Annotated in this window: 14 protein-coding genes; 5 read left to right on the top strand and 9 right to left on the bottom strand. The window is 57.2% G+C overall.

Annotation, left to right across the window (positions count from 1 at the left end):
- Positions 1–192 precede the first annotated feature (192 nt).
- From HFM78_RS03730 to HFM78_RS03720, 3 genes are all read right to left on the bottom strand, one after another.
- Entirely contained in the window at positions 193–1,035 is an 843-nt protein-coding gene (locus HFM78_RS03730; RefSeq protein ID WP_287128079.1) for a DUF4394 domain-containing protein, read from the bottom strand.
- A 187-nt stretch (positions 1,036–1,222) separates the two neighbouring features.
- On the bottom strand, positions 1,223–5,263 hold the full coding sequence (locus HFM78_RS03725; protein ID WP_287128078.1) for a S8 family serine peptidase: 4,041 nt from the start codon (positions 5,261–5,263) through the stop codon (positions 1,223–1,225).
- Between the two features lie 215 nt (positions 5,264–5,478).
- Positions 5,479–7,017 carry a YifB family Mg chelatase-like AAA ATPase gene (locus HFM78_RS03720; protein ID WP_287128077.1) on the bottom strand — a complete coding sequence of 513 codons (1,539 nt, stop codon included), beginning with the start codon at positions 7,015–7,017 and terminating at the stop codon, positions 5,479–5,481.
- Between the two features lie 121 nt (positions 7,018–7,138).
- Here HFM78_RS03720 and HFM78_RS03715 point away from each other — a divergent pair, with 121 nt between their 5' ends.
- From HFM78_RS03715 to HFM78_RS03705, 3 genes are all read left to right on the top strand, one after another.
- Positions 7,139–8,950, top strand: a complete 1,812-nt coding sequence (locus HFM78_RS03715; protein ID WP_287128076.1) for a DUF885 family protein — start codon at positions 7,139–7,141, stop codon at positions 8,948–8,950.
- A gap of 12 nt (positions 8,951–8,962) precedes the next feature.
- Positions 8,963–9,316: a hypothetical protein gene (locus HFM78_RS03710; RefSeq protein WP_287128075.1), complete on the top strand. Its 354-nt coding sequence runs from the start codon at positions 8,963–8,965 to the stop codon at positions 9,314–9,316.
- A gap of 440 nt (positions 9,317–9,756) precedes the next feature.
- The gene (locus HFM78_RS03705) at positions 9,757–10,011 is read left to right on the top strand and encodes a hypothetical protein (protein WP_287128074.1); all 255 of its coding nucleotides are present in this window, start codon (positions 9,757–9,759) and stop codon (positions 10,009–10,011) included.
- Here the strand turns inward: HFM78_RS03705 and HFM78_RS03700 are convergent.
- Both HFM78_RS03700 and HFM78_RS03695 read right to left on the bottom strand, forming a co-directional pair.
- Complete coding sequence (locus HFM78_RS03700) at positions 9,965–10,675, bottom strand: ABC transporter ATP-binding protein (protein ID WP_287128073.1); 711 nt, start codon at positions 10,673–10,675, stop codon at positions 9,965–9,967. The genes HFM78_RS03705 and HFM78_RS03700 overlap by 47 nt on opposite strands.
- Positions 10,676–10,977: 302 nt before the next feature.
- A complete protein-coding gene (locus HFM78_RS03695; protein ID WP_287128072.1) occupies positions 10,978–12,093 on the bottom strand; it encodes a hypothetical protein in 1,116 nt (371 codons plus the stop codon).
- A gap of 231 nt (positions 12,094–12,324) precedes the next feature.
- Here HFM78_RS03695 and glf point away from each other — a divergent pair, with 231 nt between their 5' ends.
- Complete coding sequence (gene glf / locus HFM78_RS03690) at positions 12,325–14,601, top strand: UDP-galactopyranose mutase (RefSeq protein WP_287128071.1); 2,277 nt, start codon at positions 12,325–12,327, stop codon at positions 14,599–14,601.
- A gap of 63 nt (positions 14,602–14,664) precedes the next feature.
- On the opposite strand, the gene phnE is transcribed toward glf, so the two are convergent.
- The 3 genes from phnE to HFM78_RS03675 are packed head-to-tail and all read right to left on the bottom strand — an operon-like array spanning position 14,665 to position 17,042.
- The gene (gene phnE, locus HFM78_RS03685) at positions 14,665–15,435 is read right to left on the bottom strand and encodes a phosphonate ABC transporter, permease protein PhnE (RefSeq protein ID WP_287128070.1); all 771 of its coding nucleotides are present in this window, start codon (positions 15,433–15,435) and stop codon (positions 14,665–14,667) included.
- On the bottom strand, positions 15,416–16,153 hold the full coding sequence (locus tag HFM78_RS03680; protein ID WP_287128069.1) for a phosphonate ABC transporter ATP-binding protein: 738 nt from the start codon (positions 16,151–16,153) through the stop codon (positions 15,416–15,418). The genes phnE and HFM78_RS03680 overlap by 20 nt, the downstream gene beginning before the upstream one ends.
- Complete coding sequence (locus HFM78_RS03675) at positions 16,134–17,042, bottom strand: phosphate/phosphite/phosphonate ABC transporter substrate-binding protein (RefSeq protein ID WP_287128068.1); 909 nt, start codon at positions 17,040–17,042, stop codon at positions 16,134–16,136. The genes HFM78_RS03680 and HFM78_RS03675 overlap by 20 nt, the downstream gene beginning before the upstream one ends.
- Positions 17,043–17,173: 131 nt before the next feature.
- On the opposite strand from HFM78_RS03675, the gene HFM78_RS03670 reads away from it, so the two are divergent.
- Positions 17,174–18,775, top strand: coding sequence for a 2-isopropylmalate synthase (locus tag HFM78_RS03670; RefSeq protein ID WP_287128067.1), 1,602 nt, complete (start codon positions 17,174–17,176; stop codon positions 18,773–18,775).
- A 39-nt stretch (positions 18,776–18,814) separates the two neighbouring features.
- On the opposite strand, the gene HFM78_RS03665 is transcribed toward HFM78_RS03670, so the two are convergent.
- Positions 18,815–19,135 (bottom strand): hypothetical protein, encoded by a 321-nt coding sequence (locus tag HFM78_RS03665; protein ID WP_287128066.1) that lies wholly within the window; start codon positions 19,133–19,135, stop codon positions 18,815–18,817.
- Between the last annotated feature and the right edge of the window lie 621 nt (positions 19,136–19,756).

Genomic DNA, 19,756 nt, shown 5'->3' with positions numbered 1-19,756 from the left:
CACAATGCAGCCTTGAATATCTTGGCAGCAGGATTAAAAAGTACCCAGGGGCACTGGGAAACGTCAACGCTTGGAGAGAGCATAGCCCCTACGACAGAGGGCAATCCGATGTTGCAAGCTGACTCGTGGAACCAAGAGCTGGGCGCTACCACCCAGCTATCCCCTGGCTTTAGCCGTGGGGAGTGTCAAGGTCTAGGGATTCACTGCTTTACGGACAGCTAGACCGATGAGGTCGAGGTTATCGGCGTCACGGCCCACGGTCCCTTTGAGGTTAGCTTTGCCAGTGGCGAGGTCAATGGCGTAGAGGGTCGAACCGGAGACGGCGAAGGCACTGTTGATCCCCTCCTCATCAAGAAAGATATCAAAGCCTCCGGTGGTGCCGAAGTCTACGCCTAAGGCACCTACGGTCGTCAAGGCTCCGTCGTTGGGCGGGTTCTGGAGGACGAGGATGTCGAGGCCACCGTCAATGTTGTACAGCTTGGTGGTGGTGGCCCCAGCGATGGAGTTGGTGTAGCCGGCGGCGGTCACGCTCGGATCTTTACCGGCATTCGCCTCGGCGGGAATATTGGCGGGAGCGTAGACCAAGGGCAGGTCTACGGTCGTCGCGCCCGCTGTCACGGTGGTAGTGGTGGCGACGGCGATCCGGTAGTTCTGTTCGTTGCTGCCCACGACGCGCAGTCGGTCAGCGACGGGGTTGAAGTCTGTCCCAGCAGTGGCACCACCGCTAAAGGGGACGGTGAGGTTAGCAACGAAGGTAGCGGTTCCCCGGCGGACATTGATGGTGTAGAGTTTGCTGCTGTCGGTAATCCCGTAGAGTTGACCATCCGCTGGGCGGTAGTCAATCCCAATCAAGGTCCCGCTGAGGCCCGTGACCGTGACTTTGACCATGCTCTGGGGGGAGGAGGAGAGGAAGCGGACTAGAGTGTTGTTGTTGTTTAGGCCAATTAATTCAGCTTCGGCAGCTTGGACTTGGGCGGTCGCGGCACTGGTGATGACCAGTCCCAGAAGAAGTGCGCTGAGCTTGTTGAGTTGCATTGTCAGTCTCCACAATTGATTCGAGAACCAATGGGAATACGCCGCGCCCACGTCAACGGATCACCAATTAACGGATTGATGCAAACTAGTCACGTATACCCGCTACCCAAATTTCTTGAGACTCTACAGGATTATGAACGCCAAAAATCCCTCCACCCGTGAGGCAGAGGGATCGGCTGGCTGGGACTTAGTTGGCGGGGTAGCTACCGATGGGGAAGCTGTTGACGAAGGTATAACCATTCATCTGCCAAACGCCATTCTCCCCAGTGGTCCGGTTCCGCCAGAGGAGGTCCGTCGCACCGTCGCCCGTCAGTTCACCCGCGCCCACCAGTTGCCAGTCCAGATCCGCGACTGTGCCGATGGCGAAGGCGTTGACGTAGGTGTAGCCGTCCATCTGCCAGACTCCGTTCTCGCCCGTGACGTAGTTGCGCCACAGTAGGTCGGGTTTGCCGTCTCCGGTCAGGTCGCCACTCCCGGCGAGGACCCAGTTGGGATCGTTGAGGGTGCTGATGGCGAAGGCGTTGACGTAGGTGTAGCCGTCCATCTGCCAGACCCCGACATCCCCGGTCTGGTAATTCCGCCAGATCAGGTCGGTTTTGCCATCGTTGGTGAGGTCGCCCGTACCTGCCAATTGCCAGTTGAGGTCGGTAATCGCGCCCAATAGGAAACTGGTAACGAAATTGGTCCCGTCTAGCTGCCAAATCGCGTTCTCGCCCGTGACGAAATTGCGCCAAACCAGGTCCGGTTGCCCGTCGTTGGTCAAGTCCGCCGCGCCGACGAGCTGCCAAGTCAGGTCACTGACCGGGGGCAGGGGGGTGCTGCTCTGGAAGGTGTAGCCATCCATGAACCAGACTTCACTCGCCCCGGTGGTGTAGTTACGCCAGAGCAAGTCCGTCTTCCCGTCCGCATTGAAATCCGCCGACCCGACCAGTTGCCAGACCTTGGCGCGGATGGCCTGGGGTTGGATGCCGATGGGGAGGATCTGTGCTTGGGGGGCGGGCAAAGGACCATAAAAGAAGCCCGGTCCAGCAAAAGGAGTCCTGTTGTGCAGATGCAACATCAACAAACCCTTTGACTGGTTCGCCGCATAGTTGGCTTGGTCGTAGACCACCGGGACCGATGTAATCGGGCGGTCAAAGTACAGGAAGGGTTCCTGGGTACCGCCGGAGGTATCTAGACCGGGACGGGCTGCGTCATAGGTCAACGTCGGGGTCTCCTCAATCAAAACGCCGCGCTGGAACGCCTGGATCTTGTAGTTGAACCGAGAATTAGTGTCCGTGAGACCCACCGTCCCCGCCCGTACGGGTAGAACCATCGCCGCATTATTAAAAATCCCCGTATCGAAAGCAGAAGCCGGGAGACCATTAATGAGGTAGGCAACGAACGCCGAAGTATTCGTGGGGGGGGTGCGGTAAGTGGAGACGGGTATATCGGTCCCGCCCAAGTTCAGGTTGTTCACTAAATAGTCATCCACCCCGTCGCGGTTGTTGTCAATCAGGATGTTGAAGGCCACTTGGATCGGGTTGCTCCAGGGACTGTGGGTGGCGATCCCAAAACTCAGGACCGTGTTAGCAACGGAGCCGCCGCGAGTACTGTAGTCGCTGTTGACGCCGACCGCCTTGAGGTCCGCACTGTTGCCGAGTCCGGTGCTCGTTGGCTCGTCAAAGCTGGTGTACTGGAGTTCCAGGGGTTTGACCAGGGAGACGATATCCGTGGGGTAGGTGGTCCCGGTGTCCACGGGGGTCCCGCTACTGTTAATCATCACGGTCCCAGTCGGTGCGGTGAAGGGAATGAAGGTCTGGACCGTGCCCATGTCGGCGACCGGACGCGGTGCCGCATAGAGTGATAGGCGCAAGCCAATTCCACTAGTAGGCGTCAAGGTCAAAACCCCGTTCTCCTCACTCAACCAATGACGGGCATTGAAAGGGGGAATCCCCTGGGTCGCACTGACGGTGATATCCCGCGTGTGCTTCATCAGAGCCGCCGTCGCCGTTAGCGTGACCGGGAAGGTAATCGTGCTATTGGTGGGGATTTCTACTGTGGGCGGGTAACTGAAACTAACCCCAGGGACATCGCTGCCCGTGAGGTAGCCCAGGGTGTAGGTGACAGGGGTATTCCCTTTATTGACGACCTTGACCGTCTTACTCAGCGTCAAGTCGCTCAGGACCTCGGGCGCACCGAAAGAAACACTGACCAGGCCCGGTTCATCGGCGTTGTAGGCAATCACCGGGGTGGCAATGGCGTTCTGGACATTAATCCGGCCCGTCCCGACCCGGCCTGCACCCACACTCACCAAGGGCGTTGTCGTCCCAGCGGCGGGGAGGAGGACACTGGTGGTGGCGGTGTTCATCAAGAGGGCTTTGATTTCTTCTACGGTCCAAGTGGGTAGGAGTTGGCGCAATAGGGCCGCGCTCCCGGCGACATGGGGAGCCGCCATCGAAGTCCCACTCAAGGTTGTTCCCACCGTCCCGGTCCCGTTAGCCGTGGAGAAAACCGTATCCCCCACTGCCGTTAGATCCGGCTTGAGGGCAGAACCGCCCAGACGCGGCCCCCGTGAACTGAAGGAAGAAAGCGTATCGGTCAAACTGGCATTGACCGTCGTGAGGAGACCCCGGTAGGCTGCCGTCAGGGTACCGTTGATGCCCGTGCCCTTGAGAGTGGGACCGTCGCTCAAGCCAACCATCATAACGGGGATGGTGATGGGCGTAGTAATGGTGGTATCATCCCCTGCCACAATCGGGTCGCCCGCACTGTTGTTGACCAGCAAAACCCCGACTGCACCGGCATCCTGAGCACTCTTAGCCTTGAACTTAAAAGTACAGGTCCCCCGGTCAATCACCGCAATCTTGCCCGTGAAAGTTCCAGGGGTGTAGGTCGCACAACCGTCTTGATTGGTAGTGGGGTACAGGAGGTCTGCCGTTACCGACACGGGGTTCACCGGAGGCGTCAGCGCGAGATTGCCCGCCATCTGGGGACCGAAGGCAGCCTCCGTCGCCTTGTAGAGTCCGAGCGGTCCCGCATTCACCTGGAACCCCGCAAACCAAGTCGTCGCATCAACCGAACTCGCCACGGTAATCGTCTGGCCCGAACTACCAGGAGAGCCGGAAACATAGTAAAGGTCGCCGCTATTCCCCGCCGAGGCCACGACAATGATCCCCGCTGCCGCCGCGTTGTCACTGGCGACTGCTGAAGGATTCTCGGGGTCGCCGTAGCTGGAACCCAGGGACATATTGATGACATCCAAGCGGTCAGAGAAATCCCCGTCGCCGTTGGGGTCAATCGCCCAGTTGATGCCCTGGGGGGTGAGGGTCGTACTTCCCACACACCCGAAGACCCGGATCGCATAGAGGCTTGCCAAGGGCGCGACCCCCGGCCCGACAGTCAAAGTACTGAAGGGCGTGCTGGTGTTGTAGACCCCGCCGTAGGTCGTACCGTCGCTGTTCACCCCGTAACCCGCCGCTGTCCCCGCGACGTGGGAGCCGTGCCCGTTACAGTCCATCGGGTCTGCATCGGGCACTGGGGTGGTGGTCCCTAGGCCGCTCGCGTTGTAGGCATCCCCCGCGAAGTCGTAGCCCCCCGCCACCTTGCCAGGGAAGATACCGGGCGTATCCTCTGCCACGGTGGTGTTATTAGTCGGATAACCCGTCAACCCCGGCCCTCCGAAGTTGGTGTGCATATAATCAATGCCCGTATCAATAATCCCAATTTTGATGCCCTCACCCCGGTTGCCTAAACCAGCGGACCAAGCAATCGGCGCCCCAATCAGGGGAATTCCGCTGGCGTTGTTGGGCTCCTCGGCGGGTAGGTCCCGGACGGTGACCCCGGGCAGTTCACGGAGTTGGTCAAGTATCTCCGGCGTGACCCGGACGGCAATCCCGTTATAGGCATTCTGGATGCGATAAAGGACCGTGGCACCGAGTCGGTTCAAAGTAGGTAGGAGGGCACGTTGGGCGGCTTCAATCCGGGCACGTTGGGCGCGGGTGCTGGCGACGGCCTCCGGGCGCGGACGATTGTGGAGTTCTGCCCAGACTAGAGCAGCGGGGCGGTCACTGAGTTGGAGCATGACCGTCATGGGGGGGCGGCTGGTGTCTACGATGGTCTGGAGTGGGCTAGCCGGACCTTGGACCGTTTGGGCGGCAGCAGCGGGCGTGAATCCTAATAGTAAGCCCAAGACCGCCGGAGCGTAGAGTAACGATTTAAAGAGCTGGAGTTTTAACAAAGAACGCATGAAACATTACTCACTCGAAAGGGCAGTAGCTATCAACAGTCGGGCATCATGGCAAATCAAAGCGCGGCCCAATCAGAACCAGCTTGCCTTGAGTTGTGAAGGATTGACCCACCGTCAACAACGAGATAAGAGGAGGTTATGAAACCTCCCGTCTTTTGTCAAGTTACTAACGGTAAAGCTTGCACAATAAGTATCATTAACTACCAAACATCACCCTAGCCCGCCAACAACTTCCCCTCCCGGTCTAAGGAACGGTACTGGATGGCTTCCGCCACCTGGGACACCTGAATTGTTGGCGACCCGCTGAGGTCAGCAATGGTACGGGCCATTTTGAGGATGCGGTCATAGGAACGGGCGGTCATCCCCAGCCGTTGAATTGCCATTTGTAAGAGTCCCCGCCCTGCTTCGTCCAATAGACAGAACTCGCGCAGGTGCTTAGTTTGCATCTGAGCATTACAGGTCAACCCCAGCCCCTGGAACCGTTCCTGTTGCCGCAACCGGGCTTGGACGACGCGGACCCGGACGGCTTGAGAGGATTCGGCGGGCCGGAGGCTAATCAGTTCTTCGGGTTTGAGATTTTCCACTTGTACCTGGAGGTCGATGCGGTCCAGGATTGGTCCAGAGAGCCGGTTCCAGTAGCGTTGACGTTGGAGAGGCGAGCAGACACAGACGGGTTGGGAGGAGCCGGGGCGGGGCTTGGGACCGCAGGGGCAGGGGTTGGCACTCATCACCACCGCCACTTGCGCCGGGAAGGTTACCTGTTGGCGGGTTCTGGAAATCAGTACTTCACCGTCCTCTAGGGGTTGGCGCAGACATTCCAGCACCTCCCGGCGGAACTCCGCCGCCTCGTCTAGAAATAAAATGCCTTGATGGGCCAAGGACACCTCACCGGGACGCGGGAAACTACCCCCGCCGACCATGGCAGCGGCTGAGGCCGAGTGATGCGGGGCGCGAAAAGGCCGCTCGGACAGGAGTCCCTGCTGTTTCAGTAACCCCGCCACCGAGTAGACCTTGGTCACTTGTAGAGCTTCCTCTCTAGTCAGGGGGGGTAAGATTCCAGGCATCCGGCGGGCAAGCATTGTCTTCCCAGTGCCTGGTGGACCGACGAGTAGGAGATTGTGCCCCCCCGCTGCTGCAATCTCCAAAGCGCGTTTACCCACACTTTGACCCTTCACTTCCGACAGGTCCAGCCCTAAACTAGGTCCGGTCAAGGGCGTGGGCGTGCCCTGATACAGAAATCGCCCCGGGTCCGCCAAAAATTCAGGAACCTGATTGAGATGGTCCAAGCTATAGACCGCAATCCCCTCAATGGCGGCGGCTTCAGCCCGGTTCGCCTGGGGTACAATCACCCCCTTGAGTCCCATCGCCCGCACTCCATCCGCCATCGCTAGACAGCCCCGCACAGGTTTCAAGTAGCCATCCAGCGACAACTCCCCAAGCCAACAGAAGGTTTCGAGGTCTTGACTGGCGACCTGTCCACTGGCAACCAGGACTCCCAGCGCAATCGCAAGGTCAAAACTGGGTCCCTCTTTACGGATATCGGCTGGGGCGAGGTTCACTACGACCTTGCGCTGGGGATGAATAAAACCACTGTTGCGGAGAGCGGCGCGGACCCGTTCGCGGGATTCCTGGACCGCTGTATCCGGGAGTCCGACAATCACCGTCTGGGGCAAGCCCGCCGCCAAATCCACTTCTACCCCGACGCGCAAAGCGTCAATCCCCACCAGAGCCACACTATACACCCGCGCTAACATACGGTCTCACCTTAAAAGGACGTTGTAGTTATACCCCGTCTTATTTCAAAATTCGTACCGGGTCTTTTGTGGACGGCTAGTTGTTACCATCGAACCTGGGTCAGCAACTCAAGAGGCGGGGATGAAACGTTTAGGTCTTGCGGTAGTGCTTGCGTTATCTACTTCTTTAACTTGGGTCCAGCCTAGTCGGGCACTTCCTGAAACGACGACCGTTAGTCCTGCGGTCCAGGAGCGCGTCCAAAAATTAAATAGTCTGCTAGCTGAGCAGTGGGAACACACCCTTCGTACCAGTCCTGAGTTTGCTTCCATCCTTGGTGACAAGCGGTATAACGACCAACTAAGTGATTTTTCTCAGGCCATGATTGAGCGCGATATCCAGCAAGACCGGGTATTTTTGACCCAGTTTGAAGCCCTTGACCCCACGGGTTTCCCGGCGCAGGACCGGCTTAACCACAGTTTAATGGTCCGTAATCTCCGGCAGAAGTTGGCGGGCGTGAAGTTTAAAGAATGGGAAATGCCCGTCAACCAGTTCATCGGGGTCCACATTGACCTACCTCAACTCGTGACGACGCTCTCTTTCACCACCGTCAAGGACTATGAGGACTACCACGCTCGCCTCAAGCAGGTTCCTCGCCTCTTTAATGAAACAATGATTCAGATGCGCCAAGGGATGAAGGACGGCTTGATGCCCCCCCAAATTCTCTTAGTCCAAGTCGCTGAACAAGCAGCAAACATCGCCCAACAACAGCCCGACGCGTCCCCCTTTGCCCAACCGCTGACCAAGTTCCCCAAGGAATTCAGCCCCGCCGACCAACAACGCCTCCGCACCGCAATCCTGACCGCAATCCAAGAGCAAGTCCTCCCCACCTACCGCCAGTTCACCGAGTTTGTCCGCCAAGAGTACGCGCCCCGAGGCCGGACCGAGATTGGGACCTATGCCTTACCCCAGGGCAACGAACGTTACGCCTACGCCATCTTGGAGCTAACCACTACCCAGATGCCCCCAGCGGCGATCCATGAACTCGGCCTTAAAGAAGTCGCCCGGATTGAGACGGAAAAACTCGTCATCGCCAAAAAACTAGGCTACAGCGACCTCAAGAGCTTCAGCCTTGCCCTCAAACAAAACCCCGACCTCCATCCCAAGTCCCGCCAGCAGATCCTTGATGAATACCGCCGCTTCACCGACCAGATGTGGGCGAAGTTGCCGCAACTGTTTGGGCGGCTCCCCAAGGCGAAGCTAGCGATCTTCCCGGTGGAGCCTTTCCGGGAGAAACAGGCTTCCGGGGCACAGTACAGCCAGGGCACCCCGGATGGTTCACGCCCCGGTCATGTGTTCGTCAATACCTACGACTACACAAACCAACTAACGATTACTAACGAGTCCACGGCCTATCACGAGGGGGTACCGGGGCACCATATGCAGATTTCGATTGCCCAGGAGTTACCGGGTCTACCGCCCTTTCGTCAGCAAGCGGACTACACGGCCTATATCGAGGGCTGGGCCTTATATTCCGAGGCTCTCGGGAAGGAGATCGGTTTTTACCAGAACCCCTACAGTGATTATGGACGGCTCGAAGATGAGGTCTGGCGGGCGATTCGGTTGGTGGTGGACACGGGCATCCATGACAAAAAGTGGACCCGCGAGCAAGTGGTCCAATATATGCGCGACCACTCCAGTGAGGGCGAGGCTCAAATCCAGTCTGAGACCGACCGCTATATCGCTTGGCCTGCCCAAGCCTTGGCCTATAAACTCGGTCAGCTAACCATCCAACGCCTCCGCACCCAAGCGCGTCAGGAACTCGGAGATAAGTTCGATATCCGTGCTTTTCACGATGAAGTCTTGGGAGCCGGGGCCTTACCCCTTGATGTCCTCGAAGCACGGCTCCAAGCTTGGACTGCCGGCCTCAAGACCAGGACTCAGGCCACAAAATAACAGGAGGTTGGTTTGCTAGAGCAATTAAAGGAATTTGCTGAGTACGGACCCGACTGGGATGGTTATGGGGCGCGGGTCATCTCGCCCTTGGCCCTTGCTGCTGCTGCTGAATTCCTACAGGATGAAGCCTTGGCGGGGATCGCTCCGGTCTATCAAGGTCTGGTGGAACCCCGGCATGGGGGCGGTCTCCGGCTGGCTTGGGCTACCACTGACCCAGAAGCTGAAGATGATGCCTACGTCGAGATAACGATTGACCCCGAGGGCGTGCTCAACTGGCTGGGGGTGAAGGGTACCGAGACGGAGGAAATGCAACTCAGTGGGGCGGAGGCCGTGGCTCGGACTGTTCAAGCTCTCAAAAATCCCTAGTTCACAACCGCGATAGCTAAAATCAATCCCATGCCCTACCTGAGTTGGGCGTAGTAAAATACCTCTAGCTACAGCAGAAGGACTCTTTCGGCTCTGGTACTTTCTATCCCAAGAAAACTAGCCGTCGCCCACCCTTGTGGAGCCTGTCTTGGGCCCGTGGGTCAATGAGCTGGGCGGAAAATTGCTCAGAGGCAGCGGGAAAGTCCGTAGGGCAGCAAAAGTGAATTTAAGTTACAACCTGACGCGGTACATTTATTGACGAAGCGCCGGAGCAGTGTAACTAAAACTGGAAAAAACGGGGGAAATGAGCCAGCAAGGACAGGACTTTTTTCATAACCTATGGCTGCGATAAGAGCCATAGCTCTAAGTATTTGATTTCAGTTTATCTTGTGCATTAATCGAGGTGCCCTTTAGACCGCCTATAAATATTGGTAGAGACGGTGCTGGTGTACAAGTTTCCCCGGCTCAGCCGGGAGGAGTTGCGCGAGATAGTAGGGATTGAGCAGTTGACGATGAAAGAAACGCGCTACTACCAGGAAGCTAGGGAAGAAGGACGCGAGGAAAGGGAGCTACGCGGCAAGCTCGCCTTAGTCCCAGCCTTACCTGCCAAGGGCTTTACGCTGCGGCCCCTTTTTCCTAGACTGTGGGCTACAGCGACTCGCCGAGATAACTTTTGCGGACAGCGGCGGAGTTGAGGAGTTCCTTGGCCTCCCCCGCCATCAAGATGTGACCGTCCTCCAATACATAGCCCCGGTCCGCCAGTTTGAGGGCTTGGCGTGCATTTTGTTCGACCAAGAGGATCATCACGCCCGTCTCTTGGATCTGTTTGATGATGCGGAAGATGTCCTGCACGATGAGGGGCGCGAGGCCCATGCTGGGTTCGTCAAGCAGGAGGAGCTTGGGTTTGGCAAGGAGGGCACGGCCCATGGCGAGCATTTGCTGTTCGCCACCAGAGAGGGTACCGGCTTTTTGGTCCTGGCGCTGTTTGAGAATTGGAAAAAGAATAAAGACCCGCGCCAAATCCGCGCCAATCGCATCTCGACGTGAGTAAGCTCCCATTTCGAGATTTTCTAAGACAGTCAGCTTAGAAAAAATTCGGCGGCCCTCGGGAACTTGTACAATCCCCCGGCCCACCAAAACATCGGCCCCTACGCCCTGGATATCCTCTTGATTGAAAGTAATCCGCCCCTGCTCGGCCTTGAGCAAGCCGGAGATAGTCCGCAATGTAGTGGACTTACCCGCACCATTGGGACCAATCACTGTCACAATCTCCCCCGGCTGGACTGCCAAGCTCACCTCATGCAGGACTGGGACCGGCCCATAGCCCGCGCATAATCCCTCAATCTGTAATCCCGCCATCGCCATCGCCCCGATCCCGTTCCTGAATCTAGCATTCAGCCTACCCAACCGTTGAAACTTGCTGTTGCCGTTAGCGTTCAGCCACCGACTCCGTACCGAGTACCGCTGTCTACCTGCACTGCCAGACGAATTGACCAGAGCGCGTCCATAAAGCCCTAAAGCGATCTCCCTAAAGTCCCTCTAAAAAGGGGGACTTTCAGAGCCTCCTTGCCCAGGATGACTTGAGCAGACTCTTTATCCCCCTTTTTAAGGGGGTTAGGGGGGATCTTCTGTCTTGATTCCCCATGCCTACGCGAGCCTTTTCAGACGAATAACCCCCGTTGCCGTTGGAGTTCCGCCGCGAGGGGGGCGTAGATGGGCCGGTCGCCTTGGGGGCCGGGGTAGTCCCAGAGACCGTTATGGCAGTGGCGGTCATCATCCCAGCCCGGATGGTTGACGATGGGGTACAGACAAATTCCTACCAACGGCACGCCCTGGGCGATGGCAGCTTGCACTTCATCACAGACATAGGCGAACCAGTCGGGCCGTGCGGCATCCTCCGTCCCGGTCTCCGCCACAAACATCGTCCGTCCATAACGGGCGTAGACTTCTTGGAGAATCTCGCGGAAGGGCCGGTAGAGCGGGTCCTTACGGAAGAGGGGGTCCTGGTTGTGGACCCACTGATTGCGGTCATAGTAGTTGACCCCGAGGAGATCAAGATACTTCTCCTTGCCGCCCAACTCGGGACACATCCGGCCCGTCAACATATCCCAGCCCTGGTACTGGGCCTGCCGATAGGCCTCGACCTCCGCCCGGTCCTGGGGACGGGCGGGGTCAGCAATGATGTTGATCACCGGGTCAATCTGGACAATCCGGGTACGGGGGTTGACTGTCCAGACCGCTTCTATCCCAGCAATGGCAGCCCGGACTAGTTGGAGCTTTAGTTCGTGGCCCCGGCCCCGGGCATGGGGACTGATGAAACCTTGGTCCCCACCCGCCCAAGCGAAAAAAGAAATCTCATTGACCGGACAGACCAAGGGCGCAGTGTCACCCCTCTGGGCCAGGAGTTCTGCAAAGGCCAGACTGAAACGGTAGAAGCGGTCCACAAAGGCGGGTTTGAAGATATCGAGGTCATCGGGCCAACCATAGTGGCAGAGGTCCCAGATTATCTGAATGCCGAGCTCCTGAGCCGCCTGGACCATAGGCCGCACCGAACTGAAGTCATAGCAACCCGGCGCAGTCTCAATCAAGTGCCAACGCAGGCCCTCGCGGACGGTATTAATGCCTTGCGCCAAGAGACGACGGTAATCCTGAATCACAAAGCGGTCATGCTGGGTACTGTGGACAAGGTCCAGACGGACGCCACGGGCGGTGCGGTGGGTGGAACATTCAAAGCCTCCCATAAAGAAGCTCTGGAATGGGCGTGAAACTGTTTCCATAGGCTGATTCACCCAGTAGCGAAGACGTATCTAATGGAGTGTAATTCGACAGGGCTTCTTAAGCCCTCTCTCCACAGCTCTAATTGACGGGGAATCGCTTCCAGGATGCCCCGACCTGGCTCTAATCTATCAAGATGCCGGGGCTGTGGAGATCTGTATGACCGCTATTACTCAGCCTCGGGAGTGGCTCCTACGCTTACGAACTCCCACTCACTAACACTAGAGGGACCCATGCACAACACGGAAAATGGCTATTCGCGGCTAGTGAAAGAACCGACCCCCGGGGTTGCCGCGCCTGATTTAGTCTGTTTCTCACATTTGCGCTGGAACTTTGTCTACCAAAGGCCCCAGCATCTCTTGAGCCGGGGTGCCCAGGACCGCCGGGTTTTCTTTATCGAAGAACCCCGCACGGCAGAGACGGTCGGGTTAGATGTCACTCAGACGGAACCGGGCGTGTGGGTGGTGGTGCCCCTGTTACCGGATGGGACGGGAGAGGAAACCCAACAAACCTTACTCGCGCAACTCTTCGCGGACTTTGCGGTTGAACAGTATATCTGCTGGTACTACACCCCGATGGCCATGGGCTTCACCCGTCATCTCACGCCGCTTTTGACCATTTATGACTGTATGGACGAGTTATCGGCTTTTAAAAATGCTCCGACGCGCCTGAAAGAACGAGAGGCAGAACTTTTTGAGCGGGCGGACTTGGTTTTCACAGGGGGGCAGAGTCTCTATGAGGCCAAGCGCGGTCAGCATCCCAATGTCTATAGTTTCCCGAGCAGTGTGGATTTAGCCCACTTCACCCCGGCGCGTCAGGCCCAAGCTGAACCCGCTGACCAAGCCGTCATTCCCCACCCGCGCTTGGGTTTCTACGGGGTGATTGATGAACGGATGGACCTGGAGCTCATTCAAGGTTTGGCTCTGGCCCGTCCTGACTGGCACTTGGTCTTGGTCGGTCCCATTGTCAAAATCAACCCCGCCCACCTGCCCACCCAGCCCAACATCCACTACCTAGGCAGTAAGTCCTACAGCGAACTCCCCCAGTACCTCGCGGGTTGGGATGTGGCCTTAATGCCCTTCGCCCTTAACGAGTCCACCCGCTTCATCAGCCCGACTAAAACCCCGGAGTATCTAGCCGCCGGGAAACCCGTGGTCTCCACCCCGATTAACGATGTGGTCCGGCCCTACGGTGAGAAAGGCTTGGTCCAGATTGCCCAGGACGTGCCGGAGTTCGTGGCCCAAGTGACGCAGTGTCTCGCCGGGATGGACAGCGATTGGCTACCCCAGGTGGATAACTTACTCCAGCGCACTTCCTGGGACCACACCTGGACGCGGATGAAACAACTCATTGATTCGGCCCTTGATACCACAGGGACGACGGTCCCGCTCCCCAGTTTCACCGTCCGCGAAAATGGGTTTGATTACCTGATTGTCGGGGCGGGGTTTGCTGGGAGTGTCTTGGCAGAACGGTTGGCAAGAGATAGTAACAAACGGGTCCTCTTGGTGGACCGCCGCGCCCATATCGCCGGAAACGCCTACGACCATTACAACGATGCTGGGGTCTTGATTCACCGCTACGGTCCCCATATCTTCCACACCAACGCCAAGGAAGTCTTTGAGTACCTGTCCAATTTCACCTCCTGGCGGCCCTACCAGCACCGGGTCCGGGCCAGTGTGGACGGTCAACTCCTACCCATCCCGATTAACCTGGACACGATTAACCAGCTATACGGGTTGAACCTGAGTACCTTCCAGGTGGAGGAGTTCTTCCGGTCGGTGGCGGAACCGCGTTCGCCGCTCAAGACCTCCGAGGATGTGGTAGTCAATAAAGTAGGCCGCGAACTCTACGAGAAGTTCTTCCGCAACTACACCCGCAAACAGTGGGGGCTGGACCCCTCGGAGCTACATGCCTCGGTAACGGCCCGCGTCCCCACCCGCACTAACCGGGATGACCGCTATTTCACCGATAGTTACCAAGCGATGCCACTCTACGGCTACACCCGGATGTTTGAGAATATGCTGAGCCATCCCAACATCTCCGTCATGCTCAACACCGATTACCGGGCGGTACAACAATTCATCCCCTTCAAGCACATGGTCTACACCGGCCCGGTGGATGAATACTTTGATTACTGTTACGGGAAATTGCCCTACCGCTCCTTGGAGTTCAAGCACGAGACCCTGGACCAGCCCGTGTTCCAGACCGCGCCGGTGGTCAATTACCCCAACGATTACCTCTATACCCGCATTACCGAGTTCAAGTACCTGACCGGACAACAGCACCCCAAAACGAGCATCGTCTACGAGATCCCCCAAGCCGAGGGCGACCCCTACTACCCCATCCCCCGCACGGAGAACGCCGAACTCTACAAACGCTATCAAAATCTCGTCGAGGAGACCCCCAACGTCCAATTCGTCGGTCGGCTTGCCACCTACAAGTACTACAACATGGACCAAGTGGTGGCCCAAGCCCTGACGATCTATAACAAGATCGCTGTCGCCAAGTAGCCCCCCGACCCCAAGCCCCTAGCCCACCACGCCTGTGCCCGACAGGGTATGGGCGTGGGGTATTCACTTTTCCAATTGACGACGAAGACGACTACTGATCCCATCAATTACCGTAACCACAACGAGCAGGACTAGCATCATCGTGGTGGCTTTGGGATATTCAAAGCTGCGGATATAGTTGACTAACTCAAAGCCAATTCCCCCGGCTCCGACTATACCCAGCACCGAAGCGGCCCGGATGTTGTACTCGAACATATAGAGGGTGTAGCCTGAGACTAACGAGAGGACCTGGGGTAAGACGCCATATTGGGCGACCTGGAGCCAAGAGGCCCCAGTCACGCGTAAGGACTCCAGCGACCGGGCATCCACAGATTCAAAAGCTTCTTGATAAAACTTGGCAAGATAGCCAATACTATAAATTCCTAGGGCTAAGGTCCCCGCCGGTGCTCCCAAGCCTGTTGCCGCTACGAAAAAAAGTCCTAGCACGATCGAAGGCACAGAGCGGATGGCATTTTGGAGCAGGTTTGCCGGAAGGACTAACCAAGTGGGCGCGAGGTTACGGGCGGAGGCTAGAGCTACGGGTAAGGACAGTACCGCGCCGAGGGTAGTTCCCCATAAGGACATCTGAATGGTCTCAATAAGTGCCCGCCAAGCGATATCCAGGACCGTCAAATCCGGGGGGAAAAGGCGGCTGACAAAATCCACCATGTAGGGCCAGCTTGCGCTGATTAAGTCCAAGTCGAGGTTGAGGCCCCAGGAGGCCCAGACATAGAGCAGGACTACCCCGCTCCAAATTCCAACAGGTCGGACCCAATCAGGCAGCGGAAACTTCACGAGTGACCGGGGTAAAGTACTGTCCCAGATTATGGCAGGGTCCATCGTAGGTGATCTTACCCGCCTCCAGCAGGACTGCCCGCCCCGCGTGGGCTTGGGCAAGCTCTAAATCATGGAGGACACTGACGAGCGTTAACCCGGCCGCCGCCAGTTGGTCCAGCGTCTGCATGACTTGGCGCGTTGCCAGGACATCCAGCCCGGTTACGGGTTCGTCGGCAAGTAAGATCTGGGCGGAGGCAATCAGGGCACGGGCGATGGCAACCCGTTGTTGCTGACCGCCGCTCAACTGCCGCACCGGAGTCTGCAAACACTCGCCCAGCCCTAGACTCAGCAAGAGTTCACGGGCACGCTTGCGCTCAGCTAAGGGGAAGCCCCAGAGGGTAGACAGGGTACCCAGTTGCCCCAACCGCCCACAGAGGACATTCTCTAACGCGCTCAGTTGGGGAATCAGCCCGCCGCCCTGGGCAAGCATAGCGATGGGAGAAGACGGATGGCTCAAGATCGGTTGACCGAGGACCTGGATTGTTCCCGCTGCCAAGGGCACAAGACCCGCCATCGCCCGTAATAACGTAGACTTACCCGCCCCATTAAGACCCAACAGAACCACGGATTCGCCTTGGTGAATGGTCAGGTCGAGGCCCTCGAGGACAGCACGACCGCCCAACCGGACCACTACGCCCCGGCATTCAATCGCCGGACTAGGGTTCGATTTTGGCACTGCGGAGGACCTCGCGGATGGGCTGGAGATGGCGGTCATGGTCAACCTTGACAAGTTCGGTGGAGTTGTAGAGCGACCGGAACAGGGTGTTATTTTCGCCTTTGTTTAGTTCGAGCATGGCCTGGATTAATTTATCGCGGAGGGCGGCGGGTACATCGTCGTCAATGACAACCCCGTGGGCCGGCACCCCTGGTATGGCGTGGAGGACTCGTAATTGTTTGGCTTCTTCGGGCTTGATGTAGGGCGGGAAGAGGGCGTATTCCGAGACGGCTCCGGCATCAGCCTGTCCGCGCAGGACGGCTTGGAGGGCACTGCTATAACCATCTCCATAAATGATATTCCCGCGTCCGAAAAATTCATCCAGGCGGTCAGGGCTGGTGGCAAGCCCCACTTTCAGCAACTCGCCCATGGGGAAGAAGTAGCCCGAGGTGGAGGTGCGCGATGCAAAGGCCATTTTTTTGCCCTGGAGTTGTTCCAAGGTGGCCTTGGCGGTTTTTTGGGGTTGGAGCGGGCTGTCTTGAGGGACGACGATGACCGAGCGGTAGGTGTAGCCGCCGGAATAGTTGGGCCGGATCTCGGCTAGATAAACACGGGCTCCTGACAACTGCTCAGCTTTGAGGGCGGCCCGTCCACTTAAAAAAGCCACATCGGCCCGGTTAGCGCGGAGAGCTTCCACAGCGGCGGTCTCATCGGTCACCACGGCATTGATGGGTATACCGACACTTTTAGCAAGCACCGCAGCGACTGCACCGGCCTTTTGATTGAGGTCCTTAGCATCAGAGCGGGTGGGGAAAAGGACCGTCAAGGGTCCGGGCTCTTGGGCTGGGGCGTTGGGGGCAAAGGTCGCGGCGAGGAGGAGGGCGACCAAGAAGTTCTTACGGTTCAACACGCGAAGGCTCCACTTGTTGCTAGTCTTTTTCAAGAGCTATCCTAGGCCTTATTGCAAGACTATGTCAAGTGTTTGCCACACCGGAGAATTGGAAAATTCTGTTAAAATTACGACAAATTCAGGACCTATTCATGAGCATTCCCGACTCGCGGCCCGTTTTAATCTTCGATACCACCCTGCGCGATGGCGAACAGTGTCCGGGGGCGACCCTTAACACGCCTGAGAAGCTAGAGGTAGCGAAGCAACTGGCGCGACTCGGGGTGGACATTATTGAAGCGGGTTTTCCCTATGCCAGTACGGGAGATTTTGAAGCGGTCCAGCGGATTGCCCAAGAGGTCCAGGGTCCGGTGATTTGTGGGTTAGCCCGTGCGCTCAAGGGCGATATCAAGCGGTGCGCCGAGGCGATTTCAGCGGCTCCCCGGCGGCGGATTCATACTTTTTTATCTACTTCCGATATTCACCTGGAACATCAGTTACGCAAGTCCCGCGCTGAGGTCTTGGTAATCGCTGGGGAGATGGTGGCCTACAGCCGGGAGCTCTGTGAGGATGTGGAGTTCTCGCCGATGGATGCAGGGCGGTCGGACCCGGAGTTTTTATACACCGTGATTGAACGGGCGATTGCCAACGGTGCGACCACAATTAATATCCCCGATACCGTGGGCTACACGACCCCGGTGGAATTCGGTCAACTGATTGCCGGAATTCGCGCTAACGTCGCCAACATTGCCCAAGCGGTCCTCTCGGTCCATTGTCACAACGACCTGGGTTTGGCGGTGGCGAACTCTCTAGAAGCGGTTAAGCAGGGCGCACGTCAAGTTGAATGTACGATTAACGGGATTGGCGAACGGGCGGGGAATACTTCTCTAGAAGAGGTCGTGATGGCTTTACAGGTGCGCCGCAACTATTTCAATCCTTACTTTGGACGGGAGCCGGGGTCTGAAACTCCCCTCACTCAGATTAAAACCCAGGAGATTTACCGCACTTCGCGCTTGGTCTCCAACCTGACGGGGATGCTTGTCCAACCCAACAAGGCCATCGTCGGGGCTAACGCTTTCGCTCACGAGTCGGGTATTCACCAAGATGGTTTACTCAAAAACAAAAATACCTACGAGATCATGGATGCCCAGAGTATTGGGTTACTCGAAAATACCCTGGTCTTGGGCAAACACTCCGGGCGCAATGCTTTCAGGAGTCGGCTGGAGGAACTGGGCTACCAACTCAGCGACGATGATTTGAACCGGGCTTTTTTACGCTTCAAAGATGTAGCTGATAAGAAGAAAACGATCAGCGACTGGGATATTGAGGCCATGGTCAACGATGAATTGCGGGTGGCTCCCCAGGCATTTGTGCTAGAGCGCGTCCAGGTAAGTTGCGGCGATGGCCTACCCACGGCTACGGTTCAATTGCGCGGCCCGGACGGGGTGGAACTCCTAGATGCGGCGGTGGGCACGGGTCCGGTGGATGCAGTCTATAAGGCGATTAACCGACTGGTGGCGGTGCCCAACGAGTTGATTGAGTTCTCGGTGCAGTCCGTGACCGCCGGGATTGACGCGATGGGTGAGGTCACAATCCGGCTGCGTCATAATCAGCAGACCTACAGCGGACACAGTGCCAATACCGACATCATTGTTGCCTCAGCCCACGCTTATATTGGTGCGCTCAACAAGCTCTATCAAACCCTGAAAGAAGCTTCCCAACCCGCTTTGAACCGTCAGCAGGCCAAGGAAGTTTAGGGGCAGGGGGTTTCTGGGAAACCCGCCCACCCCGTTAAATTACATCAAGGATTGACCGGATTGAGAGAGTAATTCCCCGAGTTGGCGGAGTTTAGCGGCGACATCGCTGGGTGCGCCCGCAGCGGTTTCGGTAGTGTCTTCGCCCAAGTCAGTCAAGATGGCACTGACGGACATCCCGGCATCGCCACTGCCCATGAGGGCTGCTTTGAGTTGCCCGAGGTCTTCAGCGATATCCATACCCTGGAGTTGTTGCTGCCAGCTTTCAATCAGCGCAATAGCTTGGTCCACGGGAACCGAGGTGAGGCCCTGTTGTAGCGCGGCAATCGTCATATCGAGGTCAGCAGTTTGCGTGGTAGCCATGACATTCCCCTTTGTTGGACAGCTTGTAATTGGGCCGTAACCCCCTACCAATCTTCCAAAGCAAGCGGGTAACGTCTTCATCCTTTGGGCGGAGGGCACGGAGCTTTAATGGGGCATTGAACCGCTGCGGTCAATAGAGAGCCGTTTTGATCCCAAAACCTATAAGTGTGTGAATCACACATATGGTCTTTTGTTGGCAGTAAGCGTAACCGATAGTGGGTGTGGCTTGCCCTCGACGTAGAGACCAAAGAAGTTATCGCGGTGCATGTCAGTGGACGCGACGTGCAAGGCGCGAAAGGGTTATGGCGTAAGCTGTCGCAGGTATATCGTCAAACTGCCATTAGCTACACTGATTTCTGGTCAGCCTACAGCCAAGTCATCGCTCCTGAGCATCATCAGGCAGTGGGTAAAGAGAGTGGTAATAAGGTTTCCGTTTGATCAGAGCTTGTAAAGTTCACATGCTGGCTACTCGACGAAAAGCAAATTCCTGCCCATACACGAATCATCCAACAGGAAACCTTATAAACCAAGCAATATTCAACGTCGGGGTCAGGTACCAAAAGGTCTCCCCTGTATCTGGCTGTACGAAACCAGATACCCACAGCCACGCATAGCGCGGAT

This window comes from Candidatus Cyanaurora vandensis (genome assembly GCF_013285555.1).
Classification (GTDB): domain Bacteria; phylum Cyanobacteriota; class Cyanobacteriia; order Gloeobacterales; family Anthocerotibacteraceae; genus Cyanaurora; species Cyanaurora vandensis.
Note: the sequence above shows the minus strand (reverse complement) of the source record. Positions and strands in the feature narration are given on the sequence as shown.

Coding starts and splice junctions, on each gene's coding strand:
- HFM78_RS03720 (WP_287128077.1), bottom strand. CDS start 7,017: ATGTTAGCGCGGGTGTATAGTGTGGCTCTGGTGGGGATTGACGCTTTG.
- HFM78_RS03715 (WP_287128076.1), top strand. CDS start 7,139: ATGAAACGTTTAGGTCTTGCGGTAGTGCTTGCGTTATCTACTTCTTTA.
- HFM78_RS03670 (WP_287128067.1), top strand. CDS start 17,174: ATGAGCATTCCCGACTCGCGGCCCGTTTTAATCTTCGATACCACCCTG.
- HFM78_RS03730 (WP_287128079.1), bottom strand. CDS start 1,035: ATGCAACTCAACAAGCTCAGCGCACTTCTTCTGGGACTGGTCATCACC.
- HFM78_RS03725 (WP_287128078.1), bottom strand. CDS start 5,263: ATGCGTTCTTTGTTAAAACTCCAGCTCTTTAAATCGTTACTCTACGCT.
- HFM78_RS03700 (WP_287128073.1), bottom strand. CDS start 10,675: ATGGCGGGATTACAGATTGAGGGATTATGCGCGGGCTATGGGCCGGTC.
- HFM78_RS03665 (WP_287128066.1), bottom strand. CDS start 19,135: ATGGCTACCACGCAAACTGCTGACCTCGATATGACGATTGCCGCGCTA.
- HFM78_RS03695 (WP_287128072.1), bottom strand. CDS start 12,093: ATGGAAACAGTTTCACGCCCATTCCAGAGCTTCTTTATGGGAGGCTTT.
- glf (WP_287128071.1), top strand. CDS start 12,325: ATGCACAACACGGAAAATGGCTATTCGCGGCTAGTGAAAGAACCGACC.